Origin of the sequence: Acidaminococcus fermentans (assembly GCF_009696675.1) — a bacterium.
Taxonomy (GTDB): domain Bacteria; phylum Bacillota; class Negativicutes; order Acidaminococcales; family Acidaminococcaceae; genus Acidaminococcus.
Window position 1 is genome coordinate 53,061 of record NZ_VULN01000012.1, and the last position, 25,206, is coordinate 78,266.

The window sequence follows — 25,206 nt, forward strand, 5'->3', positions numbered from 1 at the left end:
TCAGTTCACCTCTAACCTTTCATGTGTCAACTTCAAGTAAAAATTATATATTGTTAAATCGCAAAAAACAAGGGGTGAAAGAGGCCTGTCAAGAGAAGATGAAAAAAATTACGCAAAATTTTTCTTCTCAAAAAGTTTACAAAAACTCATGCAGAAAATTGTAAAATAGTTTATAATAATGAGCGTGGCAGGTGGATTTTTGTACAGCTGAAAGAATTGAAAAAATCTTGTGAAAACACTGTCTATATAGCCATATATATTTTAGGAAGCGATTTTTTAAAACTCTGGAGGAAATACCCATGTTTGGACTTTATTTCGATGATTATGATACGCCGGTGTTCCGTCCCCCCAGCGAAGCCAACAGCTTCATCCTGCGGGTGACCCGGGGCTGCGCCCACAACACCTGCACCTTCTGTGCCATGTACAAGGACGTGCAGTTCACTGTATGCCCGGACGAGGAGATCTCCCGGCAGATCGCCCTGGCGGCCCAGTATGCCCGGAACCAGGTGAAGCGGATCTTCCTGGCGGACGGGGATGCCCTGGTGCTCCCTACGGAAAAGCTGCTGAAGATCCTGGAAGTGCTCTACCGGACCTTCCCCAACCTCCAGCGGGTCACGTCCTACGCCGGTCCCCGGGACATCCTGCGGAAAAGCGATGAGGACATGATCCGGCTCCAGGAAGCGGGCCTGAAGATGCTGTATTTCGGCCTGGAAACCGGGGACACGGAGCTGCTGGCCCGGATCAAAAAAGGGGTTACCGGGGAAGAAGCCGTTGCTGCCGGCCAGAAAGTGGTCCGCTGCGGCATGAAGCTGTCCATGATGGTAATCGCCGGTCTGGGAGGCAAAGACGGCAGCGAACGCCATGCTGTGGAAACCGGCAAAGCCGTCACTGCCATCCAGCCCAACATGCTCAGCGTGCTGACCCTGCGGCTGTACAAGGGAACGGAGATGCTCCGGCAGTTCGAAGCCGGGGAATTCGAACTGCTGTCTCCGGCGGGACTGGCCCGGGAAGTCCATACCATGCTGGAACATGTGGAGATCCGGCCCGGGAACCACACCCTGTTCCGGAGCAACCACATTTCCAACTACGTGCCCCTGGCCGGAACCCTGCCCCAGGACCGGGACCGGCTGCTCCGGGAGCTGGAAGTTTCCATGGAGAAACTTTCAAAATTGACGGATTGGGAAGTTTATACTAATATGGAGTATTGAGAGTGTATCATTTCTGATATTCTGAAGGGATTTTTCCGGTTACAAGAAAAGAGGCACCACTATGAAACTGCATAAGCTCGTTACAGCGCTGGTCCTGGCTGTACTGGCTCTGCCCCTTTCGGCAGGTGCGGCTGCCCATCGGGCGGCTCCTCTGAAGGTGGGGGACAAAGGCTGGAAAGTCAAAACGGTGCAGATCAAACTGAACGCCATCGGCATGAAGACCCCCCAGACGGGGAAATACACCCGGGAACTGGAAACCCAGGTCCGGAACTTCCAGAAGGAACACAAACTGCCGGCCACCGGGAAAGTGGACGACACCACCTATTTTCGGATTCAGGAGGCCGCCTTTGAAAAAGAGGGGATCCACGGGGTGAAGGGAGAGGATGTGGTCCGGACCGCCTCCCGGTACAAGGGGGTTCCCTACAGCTTCGGAGGGACCACTCCACGGGCTTTTGACTGCTCCGGCTATGTCCAGTACGTGTTCCGGCAGCACAAGGCCCAGCTGCCCCGGACGGCGGACCTGCAGTTCGAGAAGGGCCTCTTTGTGACCCAGCGGCAGCTGAAGCCCGGGGACCTGGTGTTCTTCTCCACCTACGAGCCCGGGGCATCCCATGTGGGGATCTATGCCGGGAACGGGTTGTTCTGGAATGCCACCTCCTCCCGGGGGGTACGGCTGTGCAGTCTGTCCGACGATTACTGGAAATCCAGATATTACGGTGCAAAACGGGTCCTGGTCCCGGTGCACAAATCATATCGCTAAAGCGAATCAGGGGGTAAATCGATGATTAGGGAACGACGCAATAAGGAAAAACTGACCAGCTACTACAACAAATTTGTGGAGGAGGGCATTATAGACCCCAACGTCCATCCGTGGGTAGCGGAGTCCTGGCGCCGGTGCGAAGCACGGAAACTGAACCATGAGACCATGCCGTCCAACGGGGTGCGCCTGTCGCCCCAGGAGCTGGAAAAGGCCCTGGAAGTCCATGAGGATGTGGTGAAGTATGTGGACGGGCTCTTTGAACAGAACAAACAGTATTTCAATTCTCACAACCTGAGCATGCTGCTGGTGGATGAGGACGGGTATGTACTGAAGAACTATGCCCTGCCCTTTTTCCAGCGGAGCATCGAGGATATCCAGGGCATGCGGGTCCTGGAGGAGGATGTGGGTACTTCCAGCATCTGTGTGGCCCGGAGCCACAATGTGCCCTTCCTGATGTTCGGCCCGGAAATGTGGATCCGGGAAAGCCATTCCGGGGATGCCTGCTCGGCTCCCATCGATGTGGCCGGCCAGGGCCGGTACATCCTGTCCCTGTTCTCCCTGGACCAGAACGATCTGCCCTATGACATCCTGCTGAGCCTGCTCATGACCATGAAATATTCCGTGGAGAACTTCCTGACCATGCTGGCCTACTGGAAGGTCTGCGGCCTGATCTCCGAAGAGATCCCCGCCTCCGTCTACTGGGTGAACCCGGACGGAACCCTGCGGTATGCCAACAGCAATGGCCGGAAGCGGATGGAAGGGAAGGACCGGCTGGATGAAGTGTTCCTGAACTATGAGCACATCCCCATCCAGAAAGGGCTGTCCGGGAAGAGCACCATCCGGAAGGAAATCACCTGGATCACCCAGGACCGGACCTATGAAGATGTGACCAGCGTACTGCCGGTGAAGACCGGGGGGAAGGTGGACAGTGTGGTGATCATCACCATGGCCATTGAAGACCTGAAGACCACCATCGCCCATGCCACCGGGTACAGCTCCCGGTACAGTCTGTACAGCATGGTGGGGAATTCCAGCGAGTTCCTGGCCCTCCAGCACAAGGCCGCCCGGGTGGCCCGGGGGGACAACAACCTGCTGCTCCAGGGGGAACCGGGTACCGGCAAACAGCGCCTGGCCCACGGGATCCATCAGGCCAGCCCCAGAGCGGCGGCACCGCTCATTACCGTACGGGGCCATGACGGGTCCGAAGCGGAACTGGAAGCGGAATTCTTCGGCAGCGACGACGGAGCCGGCCATGTAACCGCCGGGGCCCTGGAACTGGCCAACGGAGGCACCCTGTTCCTGGACGAAATTGAAAAATTCCCCACCAAACTGGAAGATGCCCTGGCGGACGCCCTGAAGAACGGGGTCCTGAACTGGGAAACCGGCACCCGCCGGAAATACAATGTGCGGGTGATCGCCGCCTGCGATTCCAACCTGAAACGGCTGACCGACAAGGGACTGTTTTCCCGGAACCTGTATGAGCAGGTGATCGGGACGGTGATCCGGGTACCGCCTCTGCGGGAGCGGGTGGAAGACGTGGAAGTGATCGCCAACCACATCCTGACGGAAATGGCCGCCCGGCACAACATGCCTGGCAAGACCCTGTCCAAGGAAGCCCTCCAGCTGCTGAACAGCTGCCAGTGGCCCGGGAACATCAAACAGCTCCAGGGGGTCATCGAACAAGCCTTCTTCCACACCTCCGGAAGCGTCATCGAAGCCTCCCACATCAAACTGCCGGGAGAACACCGGATTGAAAAATCCTGGAAGCACGACAAGGATGCCTTTGTGGCCGCCTGGAAAGCCGCCGGGGGCAATATCAGCAAACTGGCCCTGATGCTGGACGTAAGCCGGGTGACCCTGTACCGGTACCTGAAGAAATTCAACCTGGGACCGGAAGAGAAGAAGAATCGGGGAAAGAAAGAGAAATAAAAAAGGTGGTGTTGCACAGTATGTGCAGCACCACCCTCTTGTTCAGACAATAAGGAGAAAAACAGATGCGTTTACGTAAGAAACCCTGGATCCCTCAGGCTCTGGAAGATTTCCGGGGAAAGGAACTGCTGGAAGACCAGCTGGAACAATACAAGGGGAACTGGTCCCAGGCGGTGCTGGGGGGACGGCCGGTGCAGCTGGAAATCGGCTGCGGCAAAGGCCAGTTCCTCACGGCCATGAGCGGACTCCATCCGGAAATCGGCTACCTGGGCATCGAGACCCAGCGGGAAGTGTGCTATTATGCGGTGAAGAAGCTCCGGGAGGGGGAAATCCCCAACGCCCGGATCGTCCATGCAGACGCTGCCCATCTCCTGGACTGGTTCGCTCCCGGGGAAGTGGACCAGATTTACCTGAATTTCAGCGATCCCTGGCCCAAAGCCCGGCACGCCAAACGGCGGCTCACCTACCGGACCTTCCTGGCCCAGTACAGGGAAATCCTGAAGCCGGGGGGTCATCTCCGGTTCAAGACCGACAATGATGATTTATTTGCCTTTTCTGTAGAGGAGTTCAAAGAATTCGGACTGGAAATCGTGGCACTTACCACGGACCTCCATCATACGGATATCCTCAACGAAGCCCAGACGGAATATGAGCAGAAGTTCAGCGCCCGGGGCAAGAACATCAACTTCTGCGAAGTGGCCTTTTAAGGGATCTGAGGCGGACCATGGGAAAGCGGTTTTTGATTTGGAGCAATCCCCGGGATGCCCTGGTGCATCTCACCTATTTCCTGATGCTCCTGGGGGGTGTGAATATATTCAGCGCCAGTTTCGTGGCGGCCGGGGACATGTTCGGCAACGGCTACCACTATCTGATCCGGTATTTCATCTACGGGGCCGTAGGGCTTGTGCTGATGCACTGGATCGGACGGAAATGGGACTACCACAAGGTCTTCCGGTATAATCAGATTTTCTGCGCCGGCTGCACGGCCCTTCTCATCGCCGTGGATATTTTCGGCAAGGGCATCAAAGGTGCCCAGCGCTGGCTGATCATCGGGCCTTTTTCTTTCCAGCCGTCGGAATTCGTGAAACTGGCGGTGATCCTCCTGGGGGCCGACTGCCTGGGCCGGCTGATGGAACAGGGCATACCGCCCCGCCTCCACAAAAAGGAAACCTGCAAGGCCTTCCTGGAGGCGGCCTTCATGTCCTTCCTGGTGCTGATCCAGCCGGATATGGGGACGGCGGCCATCATCCTGACATTGATGATCGTGCTGTATCTCCTGGCCGGTCTGCCCTGGAAGGATTTCAGCATCCTGCTGGGAGGCCTTCTGGGCGGGGCTGTGGCGGCGGTGATCCAGGCTCCCTACCGGATGAACCGGGTGCGGATCTGGCTGACTCCGGAACTGGATCCTCAGGGAAACGGGTACCAGGCAGTCCAGGCCAAAATGGCCATTGGCAGCGGGGGCCTGTTCTTCGGAGAATCCGCCGGTATGGGGACCAGCAAGTTCTTTTACCTGCCGGAAGCCCATACGGACTTTGCCTTTGCCGTTTTCTGTCAGGAATGGGGCTTTGTGGGAGCCTTGTTCCTGATCCTGGTGTTCCTGCTCATGGGCCTGTCTCTTTACCGGATCGGCCAGAACACCCAGGACCGGCGGGGATTCCTGCTGGTCAGCGGAGTGAACTTCCTGGTGGTGGGCCAGGCCATTGCCAACATGGCCATGGTCTGCGGCATCCTGCCGGTCATCGGGGTGCCCCTGTCCTTCATCAGTTACGGGGGCACTTCCCTGATCATCACCCTGGTGGGAATCGGCCTGGTGCTGTCAGTGTACCGGATGGAAACGGAAGGAAAAAGGCAGCCGGCGCCTGCTGCCGGTAAGCCGGTCTCCCGGCCGGTCCGGAAGGAAACAGGGAGGTGGTCCCGGTGAAGCGGCCGTCCTTTTTCAGCCCAAAAAAGAAAAACACACCGCAGGCTCCCAGGGAACCGGTGCTGAAGCTGGATCCCACCCATCAGGCTGTCCTTCACGAAGGGAAGCTCCGGGCGGTGATCCTGGGGAAAGTCCTGGGGGTAGCGGTGCTGGCAATCATCCTGCGGCTGTTCTGGCTCCAGGTGATCCAGGGCAGCACCCTGGCCCAGGAGGCCAACGACCAGATCACCGGGGAACATACGGAAATCGCTCCCCGGGGCAGCATCGTGGACCGGAACGGGGAGGAACTGGCGGTCAGCGTGGTGAGCAAGTCTCTCTATGTGGATCCCCAGGAACTGGTGGACAATCCGGAACGGTGGCCGGCCGGGAAAATGCCCAGCCGGGATCCCAAACGGGTGGCCGCTGATGCCCTGGCTCCGGTGCTGGATCTGAAAGCGGACCAGCTGTATAAGGAATTCTGCGAGCCGGACCGGCGGTTCATCTGGGTGAAGCGGACCCTGGATCCCCATGAGGCGGACCAGGTGGAAGCCATCCTGAAGGATCAGAAACTCAGCGGCTTCCACTTCAAGGAAGAAAGCAAACGGTTCTATACGAAAAACGACCTGGCCGCTCAGGTGCTGGGCTTTGTAGGCACCGACGACCAGGGCCTGGAAGGCATGGAAGCCTCCATGGATGAAGAACTGAAGGGCCGGAAACAGAAAAAACGGAGCTTCTTCGATGCCAAGGGGAAACTGGTGGGCCGCAGCGCCCTGAACCAGGTCCAGGTCCGGCGGATGAACACGGTCCAGCTGACCATCGATGCCCGGATGCAGTTCATCCTGGAAAAGAGCCTGGATGAGGCCATCAAAAAGACCCATGCAGCCAGTGCCGCCGCCATCCTCATGGACCCCAACACCGGGGAGATCCTGGGCATGGCCAGCCGGCCCACCTTCGATCCCAACCATTTCGGGAATGCTCCCAAAGGGGCCTACATGAACCGGGGAGTAGGGATCGTCTACGAACCAGGATCCGTGTTCAAACCCATTATGGGGTCGGCGGGGCTCATGGAAGGGGTCATCACCCCCAATACCCCCTTCAACGACCAGGGGTCCATTGACGTGGGAGGCCGGCGGATCCGGAACTGGGACGGGAAGGGCATGGGCCATGTGACCTTCACCGACGTGATCAAGTTCTCCCTGAACACCGGTATGGCCGACCTGGGCCTGAAGCTGGGCGGGGAACGGGAAACCCAATATGCCAAGGCCTTTGGCTTCGGCAGTGTCACCGGCAGCGATGTGCCCGGGGAAGAAGCGGGGATCCTGTACAATCCCAAGGATATGGTGCCTTCCGACGTGGCCACCATGGCCATCGGCCAGGGCATCGCGGTGACTCCTCTCCAGATGCTCCGGGCCATCTGCGCCATTGCCAACGGAGGGAACCTGGTGAAGCCCTATATCGTAAAGAAAGTCACCAGTCCTGACGGCCAGGTGCTGAAGGAAGGAAAGACGGAAGTGGTCCGGACGGTGATCACCCCGGAAGTGGCGGAAGAAATGCGGACCATGATGGAAAAAGTGGTTTCCGAAGGGGGCGGCAAGACCGCCCAGATCAAAGGGTACAAGATCGCCGGGAAAACCGGTACTGCTGAAAAACTGTCCCCCAAAGGGGGATACATCCCCGGGGTGTACATTGCCTCCTTTGTGGGCTTTGTGCCCAGCGATGCTCCCCGGTATGCCATGATCATCATGCTGGATTCCCCCAAAGGGGCTTTCTACGGTTCCCAGGTGTCCGCACCTATTTTCCGGGATACCCTCCAGCAGATCCTGGTGGCGGAAGGGGTCCAGCCCAGCAACTGGGACGGAATTCCCACGGTGGAATCCCTCCTGGCCAAAACCGCCAAGGAGGCGGCGCCTCTGGTGACCCTGGAAGCGGACGGGAACGGAGCGGTGAAGCTGTCCAACCTGGCCGGCCATTCCATCCGGGAAGTGGCCGGAGCCCTGGGCGGCGCCGGACTGTCCCTGATCCCGGTGGGCAGCGGCACCAGCTGGAAGCAGAACCCGGCACCGGGGACCGTCCTCCACAGCGGGGATACGGTGACCGTGTATTTTCGGTAAGGAAAGGATGGGAGTATGGAACAGATCATCATGGCCGGGAAACCGGTCGCAGAAGAAATCCGCCGGAAGCTCCGGGACCGGTTCGCCGGAAAGACCCTGACCCTGGCTACCTTCCTGGTGGGAAACAATGAAGCGGCCCATGTGTACAAACGGAGCCTGCTGAAAACCGCTGCCAGCCTGGGCATCCATACCCGGGATGTGGAACTTCCGGAAAATGCCACCCAGGAAGAGGCGGACCTGGCACTTCGGAACCTGAGCCTGGATCCCCAGGTGGACGGGATCCTGCCCCTGGTGCCCTTTCCCCGGCACATCAGCCGGATGCAGCTGATCAGCCAGCTGGACCCGGAAAAGGACATGGACTGCATCCATCCCATCAACGGGGGCAAGCTGTACCTGGGGATCACCCCCTGGGGCCCCTGTACTCCCCGGGCCTGCATGGCTCTCCTGGATTACTACAGGATCCCTCTGGAAGGCCAGAATGTGGCCATGGTGGGGTATGGAGAAGTGGTGGGCCGGCCCCTTACCCTGATGCTTATGGGCCGGTATGCCACTGTCACCGTCTGCCGTTCCCGCACAAAAAATCTGCCTGCCATTGTGCGGCAGGCAGATATGGTCATCAGCGCAGTGGGAAAACCCAACCTGATCACTGAAGACATGCTCCGGGAAGGAGCTGTGGTTGTGGATGTGGGCATCAATTCCCAGAACGGGAAACTGGTGGGGGATGTTCCGGAAGCCGCCAAACAGGCCAGGGCTTCCGCCTATACCCCGGTTCCCGGCGGAGTGGGAGTGGTCAGCAACCTGATGGTCATGGAGACCCTCACCCGCCGGCTGTGATCATTTCTGATCCTTGGCCGCCAGTTTGCCCAGGAATTTGGCCTTGTTCACCAGGAACCGTTCATGGGTGCCCTGGCCGATGGTGCCGTAGTTGTCGGACACGGTGATCTTGAAGGTCAGTTTCCGGCCATCCACGCCCACCAGCACCGCTTTGGCGGTTACGGTCTTGCCTACGGCGGTGGCGGCGTCATGGGACAGGTTCACCCCGATCCCCACGCTGGTGGTGTCTTCGTCCAGGCAGGGATTCACAATATTGCAGGCGGCCTTTTCCATCAGGGCCAGCATGGCCGGGGTGGCATAGACATCCAGGGAGCCGCTGCCCATGGCGGCGGCGGTGTTGGTGTGGAGGACGGTGTCCGTGGCTTCGCCTACGGCGCCGATACGGAATTCTTTCATGATATCCACTTCTCTCTTTTAGAATTTTGACAATTCAATCTTACTCGTTTTTCCCGGGAAAGGCAAGGAGTCAGTGCCGGTTCCTCAGGATGGAACCGGAAGGGAAGCGAGGGGAAGATACAAGACAGCCGGGAGGGCGTTATGAAAAAGATCATGCTCCTTGGGTGCCTGCTGCTGAGCCTTTTGTTCAGCGGCTGCGCCAAAGGCCACATTACCATGGAAATCACCCGTCTGGGGGCGGCGGACCTGACCTGCAAACTGGTAACGGCACCGGTGCTGAAACCCACCGTGGATGCCTTTGAGGAGGATTTCCGAAAGGACGGATACGGGGTCCGGCCTGCCAAGGAAGGGCAGTATGAAGGGTTTGTGGCCACCAAACACTACAACCAGGTAAAGGACATCAAGGATTCCAAGGTGCTGAAGACCTTCGATATCCGGACCTGGGAACAGGCAGCCCAGGATGCTGCCGGGCCCCAGAACGGGGAAAAGGCCAAACCGGCCCAGGTGTCCCGGGAAAAGAAGGAGCCGGTGGTCCGGCTCCAGGGAGGGCTGCTGTTCGATACCATCAGCGTCCATACCGGGATCAACATGGCCCCCAAAGAGGAACTGAAGAACCGGGATGCCCAGGCCGTGCTCCAGACCCTTCTGAAACAGTTCGACCTCCGGTTCACCCTGGTGCTGCCTACGGCGGTGGATGATACCAACGCCACCCAGGTCAGCGACGACAAACGGACCCTGACCTGGAAGCTGCCCCTGGGAGAAGAGACCCCCATGGATGCCACCGTCACCTACCTGAACCCGGTGAAAGCCGCCGGCTGGCTCATGGTGCTGCTGGTGGTGGGCGGCGTGGGGAACGCCTATTACCGAAAGCGGAAAAGGATGAAGGGGACTGGAGCGTGAGCCCCAGTTTGTCAGCGGGTCTGTTGCCCATGCAACGGACCCCTTTTTAACTATTACGAAAACAATTAGTTTATGTTACAATAAAATTGAAAAAAGACAAACTCATCCGAAATGGAGGGAAGACGTATGGCTGAATTTCTGAAATTGACCAAACTGACCATCTATGTAGGGGAGGACTTCTTCTACAAGGACAAACCTTTTTACAAGGCCATCTTCGACATTGCCGGAAAATATAAAATCGCCGGCTGCACGGTGATGCGGGGGACCCAGGGCTATGGGAGCCGGGTGCGGGGGAAGGAACGGAGACTGTTCATCAGTGTTTCCGAAGCCATCAACCTGCCGGTGATCATTACCATGATTGACAAAAAGGAACAGATCGAACTGCTGTATCCGTTCCTGGAGGAAAACCTGCGCCATGGGGTGGCTACAGTGGAAGAAATCGATATGCTGGCCACCAACTTTGTGAAGGAAGAGTACCAGAAAAAGATTGCCAACCGGGACAACCCGGCCATGCAGAAGTAAAAAAGGGGGCTGTTGTACATGCAACAGCCCCCTGCTATTGGAGGAATGAATATGGAAAAAGTCATTATCGAAAGTTTCACCCTGGACCATACCAAGGTCAAGGCTCCTTATGTGCGGCTGATTTCCCAGGAGACCGGGGAACATGGGGACATTGTCTCCAACTATGACATCCGGCTGTGCCAGCCCAACCAGCAGGAAATCCCCACCGGGGGAATGCACACCCTGGAACATCTCCTGGCCCTTTACCTGCGGCCCCGGATCAAGGGCTATCTGGACTGCTCTCCCTTCGGCTGCCGCACCGGGTTCCATCTCCTGTGCTGGGGGGTCCATGATCCCAAAAACGTGGCCAAAGCCCTGAAGGAAGCCCTGGAACTGGTGGTGAAGACCACCTGGGACCAGGTGCCCGGAACGAAAGAAAAGGAATGCGGGAACTACAAGGATCATTCCCTGTTCTGTGCCCAGGAATGGGCCAAGGAGATCCTGGCCAAAGGGATCAGCAGCGATCCGTACGAACGGAAAATCGTGGAGTAAAAAAGTGGCTGTGAAAAAATGAAGAATCATTTTTTCACAGCCACTTTTTTCATGCCCCCGGCAGCCGGATCACGAAGGTGGTGCCTTCGTTCAGGCGGCTGGTGAGGGTGATGGTCCCTTTGTGCTGCTCAACAATGTGTTTTACGATGGACAGCCCCAGGCCGCTGCCGCCGTTTTGCTTGCTCCGGCTGCCCTCCACCCGGTAGAACCGTTCGAATACCCGTTCCTGGACGTCTTCTGGGATGCCGATGCCGGTGTCCTTCACAGTAAGGATCACCTGGTCTTCCTCTTTTTTCATGGTTACGTACACATGGCCTCCCGGCCGGTTGTACTTCACTCCGTTGTCGATGAGATTCATGGCCATTTCCCGGAGCATGCTGCTGCTGCCCCGGACCTTGTCTTCCGTAAGCTGGCAGTGGATGGTCACCTGCTTGTCCTTGCAGAAGGGATCCATGAATTCCACCACCGACTGGATCAGCCCTCCCAGAGGAACGGCTTCCTGCATGGCCTCCGCCGGCATTTCCTCGATCCGGGACAGGAAGATGATGCTGTTGATCATTTCCAGCAGCCGGGCGGCTTCTTTCCGGATCAGCTGGCCAAAATGGGCAATGTCCTCTTTCTTCTGGTACATGCCGGCGGCCATCAGTTCCGCAAAGCCGCTGATGGAGGTAAGGGGGGTCTTCAGTTCATGGGTTACGTTGGCGGTAAAGTCCCTCCGCAGCTGTTCCCGTTCCCGGGCTTCCGTAATGTCCTGGATGATCAGCATACGGGTGGCCCGGCCCTGGGGAGGCTTCAGCAGCTGGAGATCCAGCTGGTACTGGCGGCTCCGGTATTTTACCGTCTGGCTCCAGGGCTGGCTGCTCCGGAGCCGGCCCTGGGGAATCCGGGCTTCCGGAGGCAGGAAGGGCATAAGGAATTTCCCCAGGAGCCGAGGCCGGCCGGCAGTGGGTTTCTCTTCCTGCTGGAGCAGCTGGAATCCCCAGGCATTGATCCACTGGATCCGCATCTGGTCGTCCAGGAGGATCACGCCCTCCTTCAGGCTGTCGGTGATCCGCTTCATGGTGTTCCGTTCCTGTTCCAGGTTCCGCAGACTCTGGTCCAGCTGTTTTCCCTGCCGGTCAATGGTGGCCAGGAAAGGGAGCAGCTCCGGATAGGAGGTGTGGAACAGCTGCCGTTCTTCTTCCGTGGTGTCTCCCTGGCCGACCTGGGACAGATACCGGGTGGCCTGGTCCAGGGGATCCAGGAGCCCCTGGGTGAGCCGGCGGACGGTGAACTGGCAGATCAGGATCAGGAGAAGCAGGGAAATGATCCACCAGGGCAGGAGCTCTTCCAGAGGCCGGAGCAGTTCCGTCTGGGTCCGGGCCACCCGGAGCACGGAGCCGTCGGACAGCCGCTGGGCCGCATAAAGGGTCACTTCCTGGAGGGTGGAGGAGTGCCGGGCATCGCTGCCCTGGCCTTCTCCCAGAGCCTGGGCGATTTCCGGCCGTTCCCGGTGGTTGGGCAGGCTGCCGGCTTCTTCATAGGAATCGTAGAGCACGGTGCCGTGGCTGTCCACCCAGGTGAACCGCAGGTCCGGGGACGCCTGGCTGGAGCGCTGGAGAAACACATAGGAATCGCTGTGGTGGTTCAGTTCCGTACTCATCACCTGGGACACCTGCTGAAGATCTGCCAGGGTCTGGCGCTTGGCGGTCTGCCAGGAGGCGAAGGCACATACCAGGGCGGTGATCAGGATACAGGCCAGTCCCACCAGGAACAGATGGAGATAGATCTGTTTTTTCATAGGCGGCGTGCTCCTTTACTGGATCCGGTACCCTATACCCCGGACAGTCTGGATGATCCGGCCGGCTTCTCCCAGTTTCTGCCGGAGGCTCCGGATGTGCATGTCGATGGTGCGGCTTTCTCCGGCATAGGAGAAGGACCATACCGCTTCCATGATCTGGTCCCGGCTCAGGACGATGCCGGCGTTGGCCATCAGGTAATGGAGCAGGTCGAATTCCTTTACGGTCAGTTCGCAGGGCTGGCCCTGGGTGGTCACCTGGTGCTTCTTCAGGTCCAGGGTAATGTCCCCGCACACCAAAAGGTCCCGGTCCTGGGGTTTCTGCTGGGTACCCCGGCGGAGAACCGCTTTCACCCGGCTCAGCAGTTCCATGATCCCGAAAGGTTTGGAAATGTAGTCGTCCGCTCCGGCGTCCAGGCCGGTGACCACATCGTATTCACTGGTCCGGGCAGTGAGCATGATTACCGGGAGGCTGCTGGTGGCCGGCTGGTCCCGGAGCTTCTTCAGGATCTCCAGGCCGCTTTCCCCCGGGAGCATAATGTCCAGGAGCACCAGATCCGGCTTCTTTTCCTCCAGGGCCTTCCAGAAGGAGGCTCCGTCGGGAAAGGCCTCCGCCTGGAATTTCTGGCTGCACAGGGCATAACGGACCAGTTCCCGGATGTTTTCATCATCTTCCACACAATATATCAGCGCCATTCCATCGCACCTTCCCTTGCCGTTTTTTTTCATTATAACGTAATTCAGGAGATTCCAACAGAGGGGGAACGGTTATAACCATTCCCCGTTGGATAAGAAAAAACGAACAGAGTTTTATAAACTTATTGAAAAAGCGAACAGAACGTGATATCATACACATAACAAACAAAAGTTCGAGTGGAGGGAAGAAAAATGAAGAAACTTTTACTGGGGTTGGTGCTGGTCCTGTTGGGGGTTTCTTCCCGCGGAGTGTTGGAGATGGAAGCGGTTCCCACCAGTTATCATACGGAACAGGTGGTGGTGATGCGGGGGGACAGCCTGTGGGGCATTGCCCGGAAGTACACCCATCCGGAAGAGGATGTGCGGGAAGTGATCGACCGGATCGCCAAAGCCAACCATCTGGATCTGCGCCAGGCCATCCAGCCGGGACAGAAGCTGGTGGTGCCGGTGAAACAGGACAAAAGGGAAAAGATGGTGGCCAGCCGCTGAAGGGTGATCAGGGCCTGTGAAAATATTTTCACAGGCCCTCTTTTGTTGTACAATGGAACCAAACTGACAGCAGGGGGAAGGACAATGGCTGAGGGGAAAGCACCGGAGACGCCCTCATCGGAAAGATGCACCAGGAACAAAAGGAATACCAGACCCTGATCCTGACGGAAGTGCCGGATATCAGCGAAGACAACGGGGAAGCCCAGCGGCTGCTGGACCTGACCCGGAGCGAGATCCTGTCCTCCTTCCAAAATGTAGTGCCTCTTTCCCAGACCAGCCCGGAAAAAATCAATCAGATCCGGAACTGGGGGAAAGAAAGGGCGGTACCCGCTTCCGGACGGCCTATCGGAGAAGAACAACTGCCGGCCAGGACCGGGAAGCTGGACCCCCGGTTCCTGGAAAAGGTACTGGAAACCATCCGGAAGGATTTTCCGGAAATCCGGTGCCTGGGACAGTTCCTGGGGATCCTGGCAGTTTGCCGGATCGATGATTCCTATGATGTGCACATACTGGACTTCCAGGGACAGGTGATCCGCCATTTCCACAAGGGGGAACCGCTGCCGGAAGGGTTGGAGAAGGGACGGAACCTGGCCCTGTACGGAGGTTACGCCTTTGTGGAAGTGTACACCGACTGCTGCCGGGGGGTGTTCGGCGACGGCCAGGTGGCGGTGATCCCGGACTGAGGGGAATGTGTGACACTTTTCAGACACCGGGCCCTGGAGACTGACGGGCCCGGGGAAATATGCTATACTAAAGGCAGAAAACCGGTTTGTTGTGAAGACAATGACAGGAGGGATTACTATGACAGAAGAAATGGATAAACGGGACGAAATGGAAAAGGAAGAAGATGCGGTAGAAGCGGAAACCCGTCCCATGGATGAAGAAGTGGACGAGGAAGAGGCCCTGGGTCCGGAAGACATTGCCCGGGAATCGGAACGGATTATCCGTTGGGGGGCTGCCCGGGCCAGTGTCATTGTCATGACGCCTTTCCTGGGGAGCCTGGCTCTCATGGCCAACGAGGTGTACATGATCACCCGGCTCTGTGACCTGCGGGGAGTGGAACTGGAAACCGGGGCCATTGCCGGGCTGGTAGGGTCCCTGGGGGCTTCCTTCGTGGGGCAGACCGTGTTCACGGTAATCCCCTTCCCGCCGCTCCAGGTTCCCATGGCCGTAGGCATCACCTACGCCGTGGGGAAAGCGGCCAACGCCTGGCTGGATGCCGGCCGGCCTGATGACCTGAGCCAGTTCAAAGATCTCTATGAACAGGCCCGGAAGGAAGGCATGGAGAAATTCCGGGAATTTAACAAGGACAAGAACAGGAACATCCCTCTGGGGGATGAACGGCGGAAAGTGGCGGAAAAGGCCAAACCCCTTTTCGACAAACTGAAGAGCCGGGCGGATGAAGCTGCGGACCGGCTCAGCGAAGTGGCCGGGAACATGGGCACCTATGTGGAAGACCTTAACGAACTGGTGGCTCCCTTCAAGGAAGGGGTGAGCCGGTGGGTGAACGCCCAGACCTTCGAACAGCTGCGCCGGGGCGAAGTGGCAGTCCCCTATACGGACCTGGCCAAGGGCCTGGGAGAAGCCATGAAGGACAGCGAATTCCAGTTCCGGGAATGCCGGTACAAGGGGGACCATCAGCTGGAAGTCACTGTGGAACATGAAAAATACGGGACCCTTACTGCGGATGTGGAAATCGAGGCTCTGGCCCTTAACAACACCGCCTCCTATGCCCGGTTCCGGATCCACGATTTCGCCATTGCGGACAACAAGCTGGGCGAACTGCTGGTACGGCTCCTGGGTACCCGGATCATCATGAGCCTGGTGAACGCCATTTTCAACATGACGGTGGTGAACCGGGACGACCTGATCTGCACTTTCAGCGATCAGAGCCTGACGGTGGACTTCACCGACGTGATCAAGAAGAGCAAACTGGCCCAGCTGAAAGTGAAGGGCTTCAACCTGTTCGACCTGGTGCGGCTCACCGGACTGGTGCCGGAAGCAGACGGGCTCCACATCTACAGCCAGTGGGGTCTGAAAAGGAAGTAACTTCTTGGCAATTGTCTACAACCAAAATCACATGTGTTTTCAACAAGAGGGAAGGTGATACACCTTCCCTCTTCATTTAACGCAATATAGTAAATATACACAGAATTACCACAATTCCTGTGGATTTTTTGTGAAAGAAGGCTTATAATGAACTCGACAGTAAAACTTGCGAATTGAAGGGGTTCGCAGAAGGGGGTTTTATTCAATGATTAGCTTCTTTGTGTGTCTTGCTATTTTAATTGGTGGTTATTTCATCTATGGCGGATACGTAGAAAGCTGATTCCGTCCTCCTATCGATGACAGAAAGACTCCTGCCTATCGTCTGGAAGATGGCGTTGACTACGTACCTATGGAAAACTGGCGGGTTTTCCTGATTCAGCTGCTGAATATTGCTGGCCTGGGTCCTATTTTCGGTGCTCTGGCTGGGGCCATGTGGGGCCCGGCTGTATTCCTTTGGATCACTTTCGGCACGGTGTTTGCCGGCGGTGTCCATGACTTCATCTCCGGCGTACTGTCCGAACGGAACGATGGGGCCTCTATTTCCGAACTGTGCGGCAAATATCTGGGCGCGACCATGAGACACATTATGCGTGGGTTCTCCGTTGTGCTGCTGATCCTGGTAGGCGTTGCCTTCACTACTGGCCCTGCCGGCCTGCTGACCAAGATTACCCCGCTCAGCTACAACTTCTGGCTGGTTATCTTACTGATCTATTATTTCTGTGCTACCTTCCTGCCGGTGGATAAACTGATCGGGAAACTGTATCCGTTCTTCGGATTCTGCCTGATCTTCATGGCTGTGGGCGTTGGGACCATGCTCTTTGCTGAAGGGTACCATGTTCCTGAAATCACCCTCACCAACATGCATCCGAAAGGAACCCCGATCTGGCCGATCATGTTCATCACCGTGGCCTGCGGCGCCATCTCCGGTTTCCATTCCACCCAGTCTCCTATTATGGCCCGCTGCATCAAGAGTGAACGTGACTGCCACAAGATTTTCTACGGAGCCATGGTCTGCGAAGGGATCATTGCTCTGATCTGGGCTGCTGCCGGTGTTTCCTTCTATGGCAACACTGCCGGCCTGAGCGACGCTTTTGTGAAATACCATGGCGCCGGCGGCGTTGTATATGACATCTGCTCCGGCCTGATGGGCTATCTGGGCACCGTCATCGCCATGATCGGTGTTATTGCCTGCCCTGTATCCTCCGCTGATACGGCCTTCCGTTCCGCCCGGTACACCATCGTTGACTGGTTCAAGATTGACCAGCACACCCTGGCTTCCCGTCTGAAACTGGCTTTGCCCATCATCGCTGTAGGCGGCATCCTGACCCAGGTAGACGTAACCATCCTGTGGAGATACTTCTCCTGGACCAACCAGACCCTGGCCATGCTGGTACTGTGGTCCGGTGCCATGTACCTGTACGCCAACAAGGGCAATGCCTGGATCGCTATTATCCCTGCTACCTTCATGAGCGCCGTATCCTGCACCTACATCCTGGTTGCCAAGGAAGGGCTGCAGCTGAGCACTTCCATTGCCTACCCTGTAGGCGTTGTGTTCGCCATCGTTGCCTTCTGCCTGTTCTGGAAACGGGCCAAGAAAGTGGACAGTGGGGAACTGGATATTGCAGACAAACCTGTCCAAGGCTGATCCCTTGTAAAAAATCGATTCCCTTCAGGAAAACCCGGGAGCTTGTCTCCCGGGTTTTCTTTTGCTTCCGGACTGTCTCCGGAGGCAGAACGGATGTGAGGGAGGCAAGGAATGAAAAAATGTAAATAAAAATAATTCATATGATGAATATGCGCTGAAATCCCATTTCTCTATAAAAAACGTTACAGTTTTCCGTAGAAAATGTATAAATTAAATAAAAAATATGTATATATAACATAAAGAAAAGAAAAAAGCCCTTTACTTGTATACAGAATATGGTATACTAGGGAACATCATCGTCAGTGAGAGAAAGACGAAAAAACGTATGGATTACAATATACAGGGAAGAGGGTATAAAAATGGAACACAAGTATAACCCGGTTACGCCGGAACTAGTGGAAGAACTGAAAAAAGTGGTAGGGGACCGGTATGTAAAGACCGATGAAGAGTATCTGGAACAGTACCAGACCGATGAAGAAGGGAACCCCCATTTCTTCAAGAAGCCGGAAGTGGTGGTATTCCCCGGCACCACCGAAGAAGTGGCAGAAGTGGTGAAACTGGCCAACAAGTATCTGGTACCCATCACCCCCCGGTCCGCCGGCACCGGTGTGGCCTGCGGCGCCATCCCCATCTATCATGGCATGGTGGTGGAACTCCAGCGGATGAACAAGATCCTGAAACTGGATGCGGACAATTTCTATGCCGTTTGTCAGACCGGGGTATTCACCGGTCAGCTCCAGGCAGAAGCCAAGAAGGCCGGTGTCATGTACGCCGGGGATCCGTCCAGTGCGGAATCCTGCCAGATCGGCGGCAACGTGGCCAACAATGCCGGGGGCAACCGGGCCGTCCGGTACGGCACCACCCGGGATCAGATCTATGCCCTGAAAGTGGTCACTCCCACCGGGGATATTGTGGATGTGGGCGCCCGGCTGAAGAAATGCTCCACCGGCCTGTGTCTGGAACAGCTTTTTGCCGGCAGTGAAGGGACCCTGGGGATCATCACGGAAGTCACCGTAAAGCTCCGTCCTCTGCCTCCCTATTCCTTCAACATGGTCTGCGTGTTCAATACGGACAAGGAAGCCTTTGCCCTGCCCAACAAGATCCTGAAGGCCGGCATCGATCCCACTTCCATTGAATATATGGGCAACTCCGCCATCGACATGACCTGCAAATACCTGGACAACATGGAAATGCCCCATGTGAAGGAAGGGTGCTGCTACGTGATCGTTACGGTGGAAAGCTTCGACCAGGATGAATCTGACCGGAAAATGGAAAAACTCTGCGACCTGGCGGAAGCCAATGGCTCCATCGATGAATTCGAAGCGGATCAGCGGATCTGGACCCTGCGGAAACAGTTTGCTGAAGCTGCCCGGGACATTGACAAAATGTTCCAGACCGAAGACTTCGTGGTACCTCTGGACAAAATCGCGGAAATGACCGCCCAGATCCCTGAACTGGAAAAGAAATACAATCTGTACACCGTGACCGTGGCCCATATCGGGGACGGGAACATCCATGTACTGCCTCTGAACAAATACGGCCTGTCTCCGGAAGACTGGTTCAAGACCATCAAAGCCTTCCATGCAGACCTGTTCCCCCGGGTCTATGCCCTGGGCGGAAAAATGAGCGGGGAACACGGCATCGGCTACAAGAAGCTGGAAGAATTTGCCCGCTGCACCCCTGAAGGGGAAGTAAAACTGATCAAAGCCATCAAACAAGCCCTGGATCCCAACAATATCATGAATCCCGGGAAACTGGTGGATGTGAACGGAGATTTTGTGGCGTAAAAAAAGGGGGTGTTGCACGTTGCGTGTAACACCCCCTAGCTGTAGAGCCGCATAGCGGCTCAAGTCTGGAGTCTGAAGTCTGGAGCCGAATGTTAAATTTGCATGCAAATTTTTGAATGTGTAGAACCTTTAGACGAAATGATTGCTCAGATTGATTTCGATTCTGGTTGTACGTAATCAAAAGGATCCGTCTAGCCAGACGGATCCTGTCCTGAGGCTTCCGACTTCAGACGCCTGACTTCCGACTAAGGGGCTGTTGCGCATGCAACAGCCCCTTTTTTCCTTTCCCCGTATGGATTATAATAAGAACTGTAACGATCCATCCAACAGAAGGGGCCTTGGGCCTACAGGAGTCCATATGAAACCATCCATGAAGGGGCTGCTCCTGGCGCTGGTGCTGTGGGGAAGCCTGCTGCCGGCCGCCTGGGCCGCCGGCGGAAACACAACTGAACAAGGAGCGGCTGCCCAGGAACCCGCGGAGGGGGCCGGAGGCCATCTGGAAATCAGCCAGCCTCTGGCGGAGTCCGGTATTTCCCGGCAGAAGGATCTGAAGGCGGAACTGCTGGCCAGATACGGCACCCGGGAAAAGGCCCGGGAGAAATTCAAGGATCCCCGGAACGATGTACAGTTTTCCCTGCCGGAGGGCTTTGCCCTCCAGGGCCTTTACGGCCGGGGCAAACACCAGGAAGACATCCTGATGCGGGCTTCCCGGGGAGATACGATGCTGGTGTACATGGCCAACGGGGCCATGATGAAAACCGACGGTGAGAAGGAAGCCAAACCTTTCCAGTCGGAAAAGATCATGCTGGAACTGACCCTGCGGACCTATGAAGAAGAGGCCAAAGCCAAGGACATCCCGGTCCAGGCTGCGGAAATGGGCGAATTTGCCGGCCGGGAGGGGCTCCACATCCGGCAGCTGGAAAACGGGAAGGTGTCGGACCGGTACTTTTTCGGGGACCGGAAGAATCTGTACAGCCTCAGCTTCCTGATTCCTGAAAAAGAGGCCGGGACCCTGGAACCGGCCGTCCGGCAGGTGCTGGATTCGCTGGAAATCGGCGGGGCCTATGAACGGATCACCCTGCCCCACAGCGGGGTTTCCTACGAAATCCCCTTTGGGAGCGTGGACATCCAGAAGGCAGCGGATCCCGGGGATCCCCACCAGCTGTCCCGGCTCCATCTGGACAACCAGCTGGTCACCGGGGTGATCTTCCAGTCTCTCCAGGAAAACATGGACTATGCTTTCCTGCCGGACAGCCTGGAAGATCTGTGTGACCAGGACCGGGAAAATCTCTGCCGGCTTATGACGGAGAACCGCCGGGCCAAGTGGGAGAAGAGCCACCCGGGCCTGTCCCTGAAGGAAAACCGGACCTATTTCTCCAAAGCGGCAGGGCGGACCTGTATTGTGGAGGAAGAAGTGACCCCGGGAGGCAAAAGCCTGGGATACGTGTTCCTCCGGAAGGGCACCCTTCTTTCCCTGGATTATTTCCAGCTGGGAGCCCGGGACCAGCAGAAGGTCATCGACCATTCGGTAAACAGCCTCCAGTGGAAGGATCCGGAGCCCCCTGTCCGGGCGGGTAAAAAGGTCCCGGCACCGGCACCGAAACCCAAATATGGAGGAGAATAAAGGAGCTGACAGCCATGGAACAGAAAGAATTTGAGCAGGATGTGGACACCCTGGATCAATGGATCCGGGAATCTCAGAAAATCGTGTTCTTTGGAGGGGCCGGGGTTTCCACCGCCAGCGGCATCCCGGATTTCCGCAGCAAGGATGGACTGTACAACCAGCACGATGTGCGGTTCGACCAGTACCGGCCGGAATACCTTCTCAGCCACAGCTGCCTGGTGAATGAACCAAAAGTCTATTTCGAATTCCACCGGCAGAAAATGGATACCCGGAAGATCCAGCCCAACAAGGCCCACAAATATCTGGCGGCCCTGGAAAAGACCGGGAAGCTGCTGGGCATCGTGACCCAGAACATCGACGGGCTCCACCAGAAGGCCGGCAGCCGGAAGGTGTTCGAAATCCACGGCAGTGCCCTGCGGAACTACTGCATGAGCTGCGGGAAGACCTATCCTGCGGACTACATCTTCGAATCCAAAGAACCGGTGCCTCACTGCTCCTGCAGGGGCGTGATCCGTCCGGACATTACCCTGTATGAAGAGATGCTCCCGGATGAAGCGGTGGAAAATGCTGTACGGGCCATTTCGGAAGCAGACATGATGATCATTGCCGGCACCTCCCTGACCGTGTACCCGGCCGCCTCCTTCATCAACTATTTCCATGGGAAACGGCTGGTGATCCTGAACCGGGATCCTCTGTCCGTCCATATGAAGGCGGACACCCTGGTGATTACGGAAAACATGGACAAGGTGTTCGGGGCCCTGGCGGCCAAAGAAGGAATTGCCCTGTAGGCAGGAAAGGATGCTTTTTCCGGGGCTTTTGTGCTATAATGACAGAAGTATTGCATAGAATTTTTGGGGGTTATAGTTATGTTGGATCTGAAATTTGTCCGGGACAACACGGAAAAGGTTGCCCAGGCTCTGAAAAACCGTCATGCGAAAGTGGATCTGGAAGAATTCAAGGCTTTGGACCAGGAACGCCGGTCCCTGCTCCAGGAAGTGGAAGGAGACAAAAGCCAGCGGAATACGGTAAGCGCTGAAATCAGCCAGATGAAGCGGAACGGGGAAGACGCAACGGAAAAAATCACCGCCATGCGGGCCCTGGGGGACAAAATCGCGGAAGCGGACAAAAAGGTGAAGGATGTGGAAGCACGGCTCCAGGCTGTGATGCTCACCATCCCCAACATGCCGGCGGCAGATGTGCCGGTGGGCAAGGATGATACGGAAAATCCGGAAGTGCGGAAATGGGGGGAACCCACCCATTTTGACTTCGAACCAAAAGCCCATTGGGAAATCGGGGAAAAACTGGGGATCCTGGATGCAGAACGGGCTGCCAAAGTGTCCGGTGCCCGGTTCTACTACTACAAAGGGGCTGGTGCCCGTCTGGAACGTGCCGTCTACAACTTCATGCTGGACCAGCACACCCGGAAGGACGGCTATACGGAAGTGATCCCGCCTTATATTGTGAACACCGCTTCCATGACCGGTACCGGGCAACTGCCCAAATTCCACGAAGACATGTACAAAGTGGAAGGCCAGGACATGTACCTGATCCCCACGGCTGAAGTGCCTCTGACCAACTACTACCGGGGTGAAATCCTGAACGGGGACGACCTGCCCATCTATCTTACCGCCATGACCCCTTGCTTCCGGGCTGAAGCCGGCAGCGCCGGCCGGGATACCCGGGGGCTGATCCGGCAGCACCAGTTCCACAAGGTGGAAATGGTGAAGTTCTGCAAACCGGAAACCAGCTATGACGAACTGGAAAAACTGGTGGGCAATGCGGAAGACATCCTGAAGGCCTTGAAGCTGCCCTACCATGTGGTGTGCCTGTGCACCGGGGATCTGGGCTTCTCCGCTGCCAAATGCTACGATGTGGAAGTCTGGTTCCCGGAACAGAACAAATACCGGGAAATCTCTTCCTGCTCCAACACGGAAGACTTCCAGGCCCGCCGGGCCAATATCCGGTTCCGCCGGGATGCCAAGTCCAAACCGGAATACGTCCATACCCTCAACGGCTCCGGACTGGCTGTAGGCCGTACGGTGGCCGCCATCCTGGAAAACTACCAGCAGGCCGATGGGTCCGTGGTGGTGCCGGAAGTGCTCCGTCCCTACATGGGCTGCGATGTGATTACGGGAGTCAATTCCTGATAGTGTGCAGATATTCACTACAATTGAATATTTATCCAACACCCGCCTTTTCCGGCGGGTGTTTCTTTTGTTTCACAATGGACCGGACGGGCTCATACGGGCTCATACTCCCTGATTCGTCCAAAATTGAGCAAAACAGAATTATTCATTGTTATGCTGAACAAAAGTGATTGGTGAATATTTTTCTTTAAACTCCTTAAAACTCCTTCCATCTCCTCGATTTTCCTTTATTTTCCTCTTGCACTTTCAGTTCATCGTAGTATAATGAACTACGAATTTAAGGAAGGCCGCGTCTGTCCCGGCAAAAGCCGGAACGCAGCTGCAGGCCCAAAGGGGGATGGATAATGAACGAACAAAGCTTTTTCCAATTGACCCAAGATGCTGTCACCAGCCTGGCTGAAAGGTATGGAACTCCTCTTCTGGTACTGTCTCTGGAACAGGTTGAGAAAAACTATGATATCCTGCGGGAGCATATCCCGCAATTGAAAATACATTATGCCATGAAAGCCAATCCGGACCTCCATATCCTGGATCTGCTGATCAACAAGGGAGCCTGCTTCGACGTGGCCAGCGACGGAGAAATCCGTACCCTGAGCCAGCTGGGCGTTTCCGGGGACCGGATGATCTACGCCAACCCCATCAAGCTGGATGCCGGGTTCCAGGCCTGCCGGGATGCCGGGGTGTACCGGATGACCTATGACAGCGAAAGCGAGATCAAAAAGATCGCGGAACACTGCCCGGGCGCCACGGTGCTGCTGCGGCTGCGGATCGACAATGCCAAGGCCCATGTGGACCTGAACAAGAAGTTTGGCTGCCCCCGGGAAAAAGCCCTGGACCTGATGCTGAAGGCCAAAGAAGCCGGACTGGATGTGGCCGGCATTGCCTTCCATGTAGGCAGCCAGACGGTGGCGGCGGATCCCTATTTCCACGCCATGGACATTACCAAGGAACTGATGGCCGAAGCCCGGGCCAAGGGACTGACCATGCGGGTACTGGACATCGGCGGGGGCTTCCCCATTCCGGAAACCGGAGTCCATTACAATCTGACGGCTCTCCTGGACCAGGTGTCTGCCCGGCTCCAGGAAGACTTCTCCGACCTGGAGATCTGGGCAGAACCGGGCCGGTACATGTGCGGCACCGCCGTGAACCTGATCACCCGGGTAATCGGGGAAAACGAACGGAACGGCCAGCACTGGTATTTCCTGGATGACGGGATCTACGGGACTTTCTCCGGGGTGATCTTCGACCAGTGGGATTTCAAGCTGATCAGCTTCAAGGAAGGGAAAAAGATCCCGGCCACTTTCGCCGGGCCCAGCTGCGATTCCCTGGACATTATGTTCCGGGGGAAGATGACCGAGCCTCTGGAAGTGGGAGACCTGCTGCTGGTCCCTGTCTGCGGGGCCTACACCTCCGCTTCCGCCACCACCTTCAACGGGTTTAAAAAGGCCCGGACGGTGATCTGGGAGGAAGTGCGGGAAGAACTGGGCATGGACGCCATGAGTGTGGCGGTGTAAGAAAAAGGGGCTGTTGCGTGAGCAACAGCCCCTTTTTGGGGTCTCGAGCTATGGGTCTCGAGTCTCGGGCCTTTGGATAGAACCTGTCCTTCTTATTGTGTATAACCGTAGGGGGCGCAGGCCCGGCGCCCCGCAAAATGCACAGATAATCGATGATTTGGCGGGCTGCCCGGCGTGCAGCCCCTACGGTACCGGTTTACCCGTTCAAAAATTTGCCTGGAAATTTTTCATTTGGCCCGTGACTGGTGACCCGCGGCCAGGGAAAGGTGTATCATATATTTAGACAGTATGAAGCGAGACTTTCTTGGAGAAAGGAGCGTCTTTTATGAAGAGTCTAAAAATGTACACCAGGGATTTCAAAATCCAGGTATGCAAGCTTGTTTTGGA

Annotated in this window: 21 protein-coding genes and 1 pseudogene; 19 read left to right on the plus strand and 3 right to left on the minus strand. The window is 56.6% G+C overall.

Annotated features, from left to right (window positions below):
* Positions 1-299: 299 nt before the first annotated feature.
* From FX155_RS08785 to FX155_RS08815, 7 genes are all read left to right on the plus strand, one after another.
* Positions 300-1,208, plus strand: a complete 909-nt coding sequence (locus FX155_RS08785) for a radical SAM protein (protein ID WP_022487908.1) — start codon at positions 300-302, stop codon at positions 1,206-1,208.
* A gap of 61 nt (positions 1,209-1,269) precedes the next feature.
* A complete protein-coding gene (locus FX155_RS08790) occupies positions 1,270-1,968 on the plus strand; it encodes a C40 family peptidase (RefSeq protein WP_022487909.1) in 699 nt (232 codons plus the stop codon).
* A gap of 21 nt (positions 1,969-1,989) precedes the next feature.
* On the plus strand, positions 1,990-3,897 hold the full coding sequence (locus FX155_RS08795) for a sigma-54-dependent Fis family transcriptional regulator (RefSeq protein ID WP_022487910.1): 1,908 nt from the start codon (positions 1,990-1,992) through the stop codon (positions 3,895-3,897).
* 65 nt (positions 3,898-3,962) lie between these two features.
* Complete coding sequence (gene trmB / locus FX155_RS08800) at positions 3,963-4,604, plus strand: tRNA (guanosine(46)-N7)-methyltransferase TrmB (protein ID WP_022487911.1); 642 nt, start codon at positions 3,963-3,965, stop codon at positions 4,602-4,604.
* A gap of 17 nt (positions 4,605-4,621) precedes the next feature.
* Positions 4,622-5,818, plus strand: a complete 1,197-nt coding sequence (locus FX155_RS08805) for an FtsW/RodA/SpoVE family cell cycle protein (protein ID WP_022487912.1) — start codon at positions 4,622-4,624, stop codon at positions 5,816-5,818.
* The gene (locus FX155_RS08810) at positions 5,815-7,908 is read left to right on the plus strand and encodes a penicillin-binding transpeptidase domain-containing protein (RefSeq protein WP_022487913.1); all 2,094 of its coding nucleotides are present in this window, start codon (positions 5,815-5,817) and stop codon (positions 7,906-7,908) included. Before FX155_RS08805 ends, FX155_RS08810 begins: the two co-directional genes overlap by 4 nt.
* Before the next feature lie 15 nt (positions 7,909-7,923).
* A complete protein-coding gene (locus tag FX155_RS08815) occupies positions 7,924-8,742 on the plus strand; it encodes a bifunctional 5,10-methylenetetrahydrofolate dehydrogenase/5,10-methenyltetrahydrofolate cyclohydrolase (protein ID WP_022487914.1) in 819 nt (272 codons plus the stop codon).
* Here FX155_RS08815 and FX155_RS08820 read toward each other — a convergent pair whose 3' ends face one another.
* A complete protein-coding gene (locus tag FX155_RS08820; RefSeq protein WP_022487915.1) occupies positions 8,743-9,138 on the minus strand; it encodes a thioesterase family protein in 396 nt (131 codons plus the stop codon).
* A 141-nt stretch (positions 9,139-9,279) separates the two neighbouring features.
* Between FX155_RS08820 and FX155_RS08825 the strand changes: the two genes are divergently transcribed.
* The 3 genes from FX155_RS08825 to FX155_RS08835 all read left to right on the plus strand — a co-directional run bounded on the left by FX155_RS08825 (position 9,280) and on the right by FX155_RS08835 (position 11,091).
* Positions 9,280-10,038 carry a hypothetical protein gene (locus FX155_RS08825; protein WP_154488453.1) on the plus strand — a complete coding sequence of 253 codons (759 nt, stop codon included), beginning with the start codon at positions 9,280-9,282 and terminating at the stop codon, positions 10,036-10,038.
* Between the two features lie 126 nt (positions 10,039-10,164).
* Positions 10,165-10,560 (plus strand): DUF190 domain-containing protein, encoded by a 396-nt coding sequence (locus tag FX155_RS08830; protein ID WP_022487917.1) that lies wholly within the window; start codon positions 10,165-10,167, stop codon positions 10,558-10,560.
* Between the two features lie 51 nt (positions 10,561-10,611).
* On the plus strand, positions 10,612-11,091 hold the full coding sequence (locus FX155_RS08835) for an S-ribosylhomocysteine lyase (protein ID WP_154488454.1): 480 nt from the start codon (positions 10,612-10,614) through the stop codon (positions 11,089-11,091).
* A 49-nt stretch (positions 11,092-11,140) separates the two neighbouring features.
* On the opposite strand, the gene FX155_RS08840 is transcribed toward FX155_RS08835, so the two are convergent.
* Together FX155_RS08840 and FX155_RS08845 are read right to left on the minus strand one after the other, a co-directional pair.
* Positions 11,141-12,871, minus strand: a complete 1,731-nt coding sequence (locus FX155_RS08840) for a sensor histidine kinase (protein ID WP_154488455.1) — start codon at positions 12,869-12,871, stop codon at positions 11,141-11,143.
* A 15-nt stretch (positions 12,872-12,886) separates the two neighbouring features.
* Positions 12,887-13,564 carry a response regulator transcription factor gene (locus FX155_RS08845; protein ID WP_022487925.1) on the minus strand — a complete coding sequence of 226 codons (678 nt, stop codon included), beginning with the start codon at positions 13,562-13,564 and terminating at the stop codon, positions 12,887-12,889.
* Between the two features lie 192 nt (positions 13,565-13,756).
* Here FX155_RS08845 and FX155_RS08850 point away from each other — a divergent pair, with 192 nt between their 5' ends.
* The 9 genes and pseudogenes from FX155_RS08850 (at position 13,757) to FX155_RS08890 (ending at position 24,819) form a co-directional block, all read left to right on the plus strand.
* On the plus strand, positions 13,757-14,053 hold the full coding sequence (locus tag FX155_RS08850; protein ID WP_154488456.1) for a LysM peptidoglycan-binding domain-containing protein: 297 nt from the start codon (positions 13,757-13,759) through the stop codon (positions 14,051-14,053).
* 125 nt (positions 14,054-14,178) lie between these two features.
* A complete protein-coding gene (locus FX155_RS08855) occupies positions 14,179-14,736 on the plus strand; it encodes a hypothetical protein (RefSeq protein ID WP_154488457.1) in 558 nt (185 codons plus the stop codon).
* A 118-nt stretch (positions 14,737-14,854) separates the two neighbouring features.
* Entirely contained in the window at positions 14,855-16,102 is a 1,248-nt protein-coding gene (locus FX155_RS08860; protein WP_154488458.1) for a hypothetical protein, read from the plus strand.
* A 205-nt stretch (positions 16,103-16,307) separates the two neighbouring features.
* Positions 16,308-17,747 (plus strand): annotated as a pseudogene (locus FX155_RS11695) (carbon starvation protein A).
* 359 nt (positions 17,748-18,106) lie between these two features.
* Positions 18,107-19,534: an FAD-binding oxidoreductase gene (locus FX155_RS08870; RefSeq protein WP_154488459.1), complete on the plus strand. Its 1,428-nt coding sequence runs from the start codon at positions 18,107-18,109 to the stop codon at positions 19,532-19,534.
* A gap of 358 nt (positions 19,535-19,892) precedes the next feature.
* Positions 19,893-21,158 carry a hypothetical protein gene (locus tag FX155_RS08875; protein WP_154488460.1) on the plus strand — a complete coding sequence of 422 codons (1,266 nt, stop codon included), beginning with the start codon at positions 19,893-19,895 and terminating at the stop codon, positions 21,156-21,158.
* Between the two features lie 14 nt (positions 21,159-21,172).
* The gene (locus FX155_RS08880; protein ID WP_154488461.1) at positions 21,173-21,946 is read left to right on the plus strand and encodes an NAD-dependent protein deacylase; all 774 of its coding nucleotides are present in this window, start codon (positions 21,173-21,175) and stop codon (positions 21,944-21,946) included.
* A 78-nt stretch (positions 21,947-22,024) separates the two neighbouring features.
* On the plus strand, positions 22,025-23,305 hold the full coding sequence (serS, locus tag FX155_RS08885; RefSeq protein WP_154488462.1) for a serine--tRNA ligase: 1,281 nt from the start codon (positions 22,025-22,027) through the stop codon (positions 23,303-23,305).
* A 344-nt stretch (positions 23,306-23,649) separates the two neighbouring features.
* On the plus strand, positions 23,650-24,819 hold the full coding sequence (locus tag FX155_RS08890) for a type III PLP-dependent enzyme (protein WP_022487934.1): 1,170 nt from the start codon (positions 23,650-23,652) through the stop codon (positions 24,817-24,819).
* The last annotated feature ends 387 nt before the right edge of the window (positions 24,820-25,206 follow it).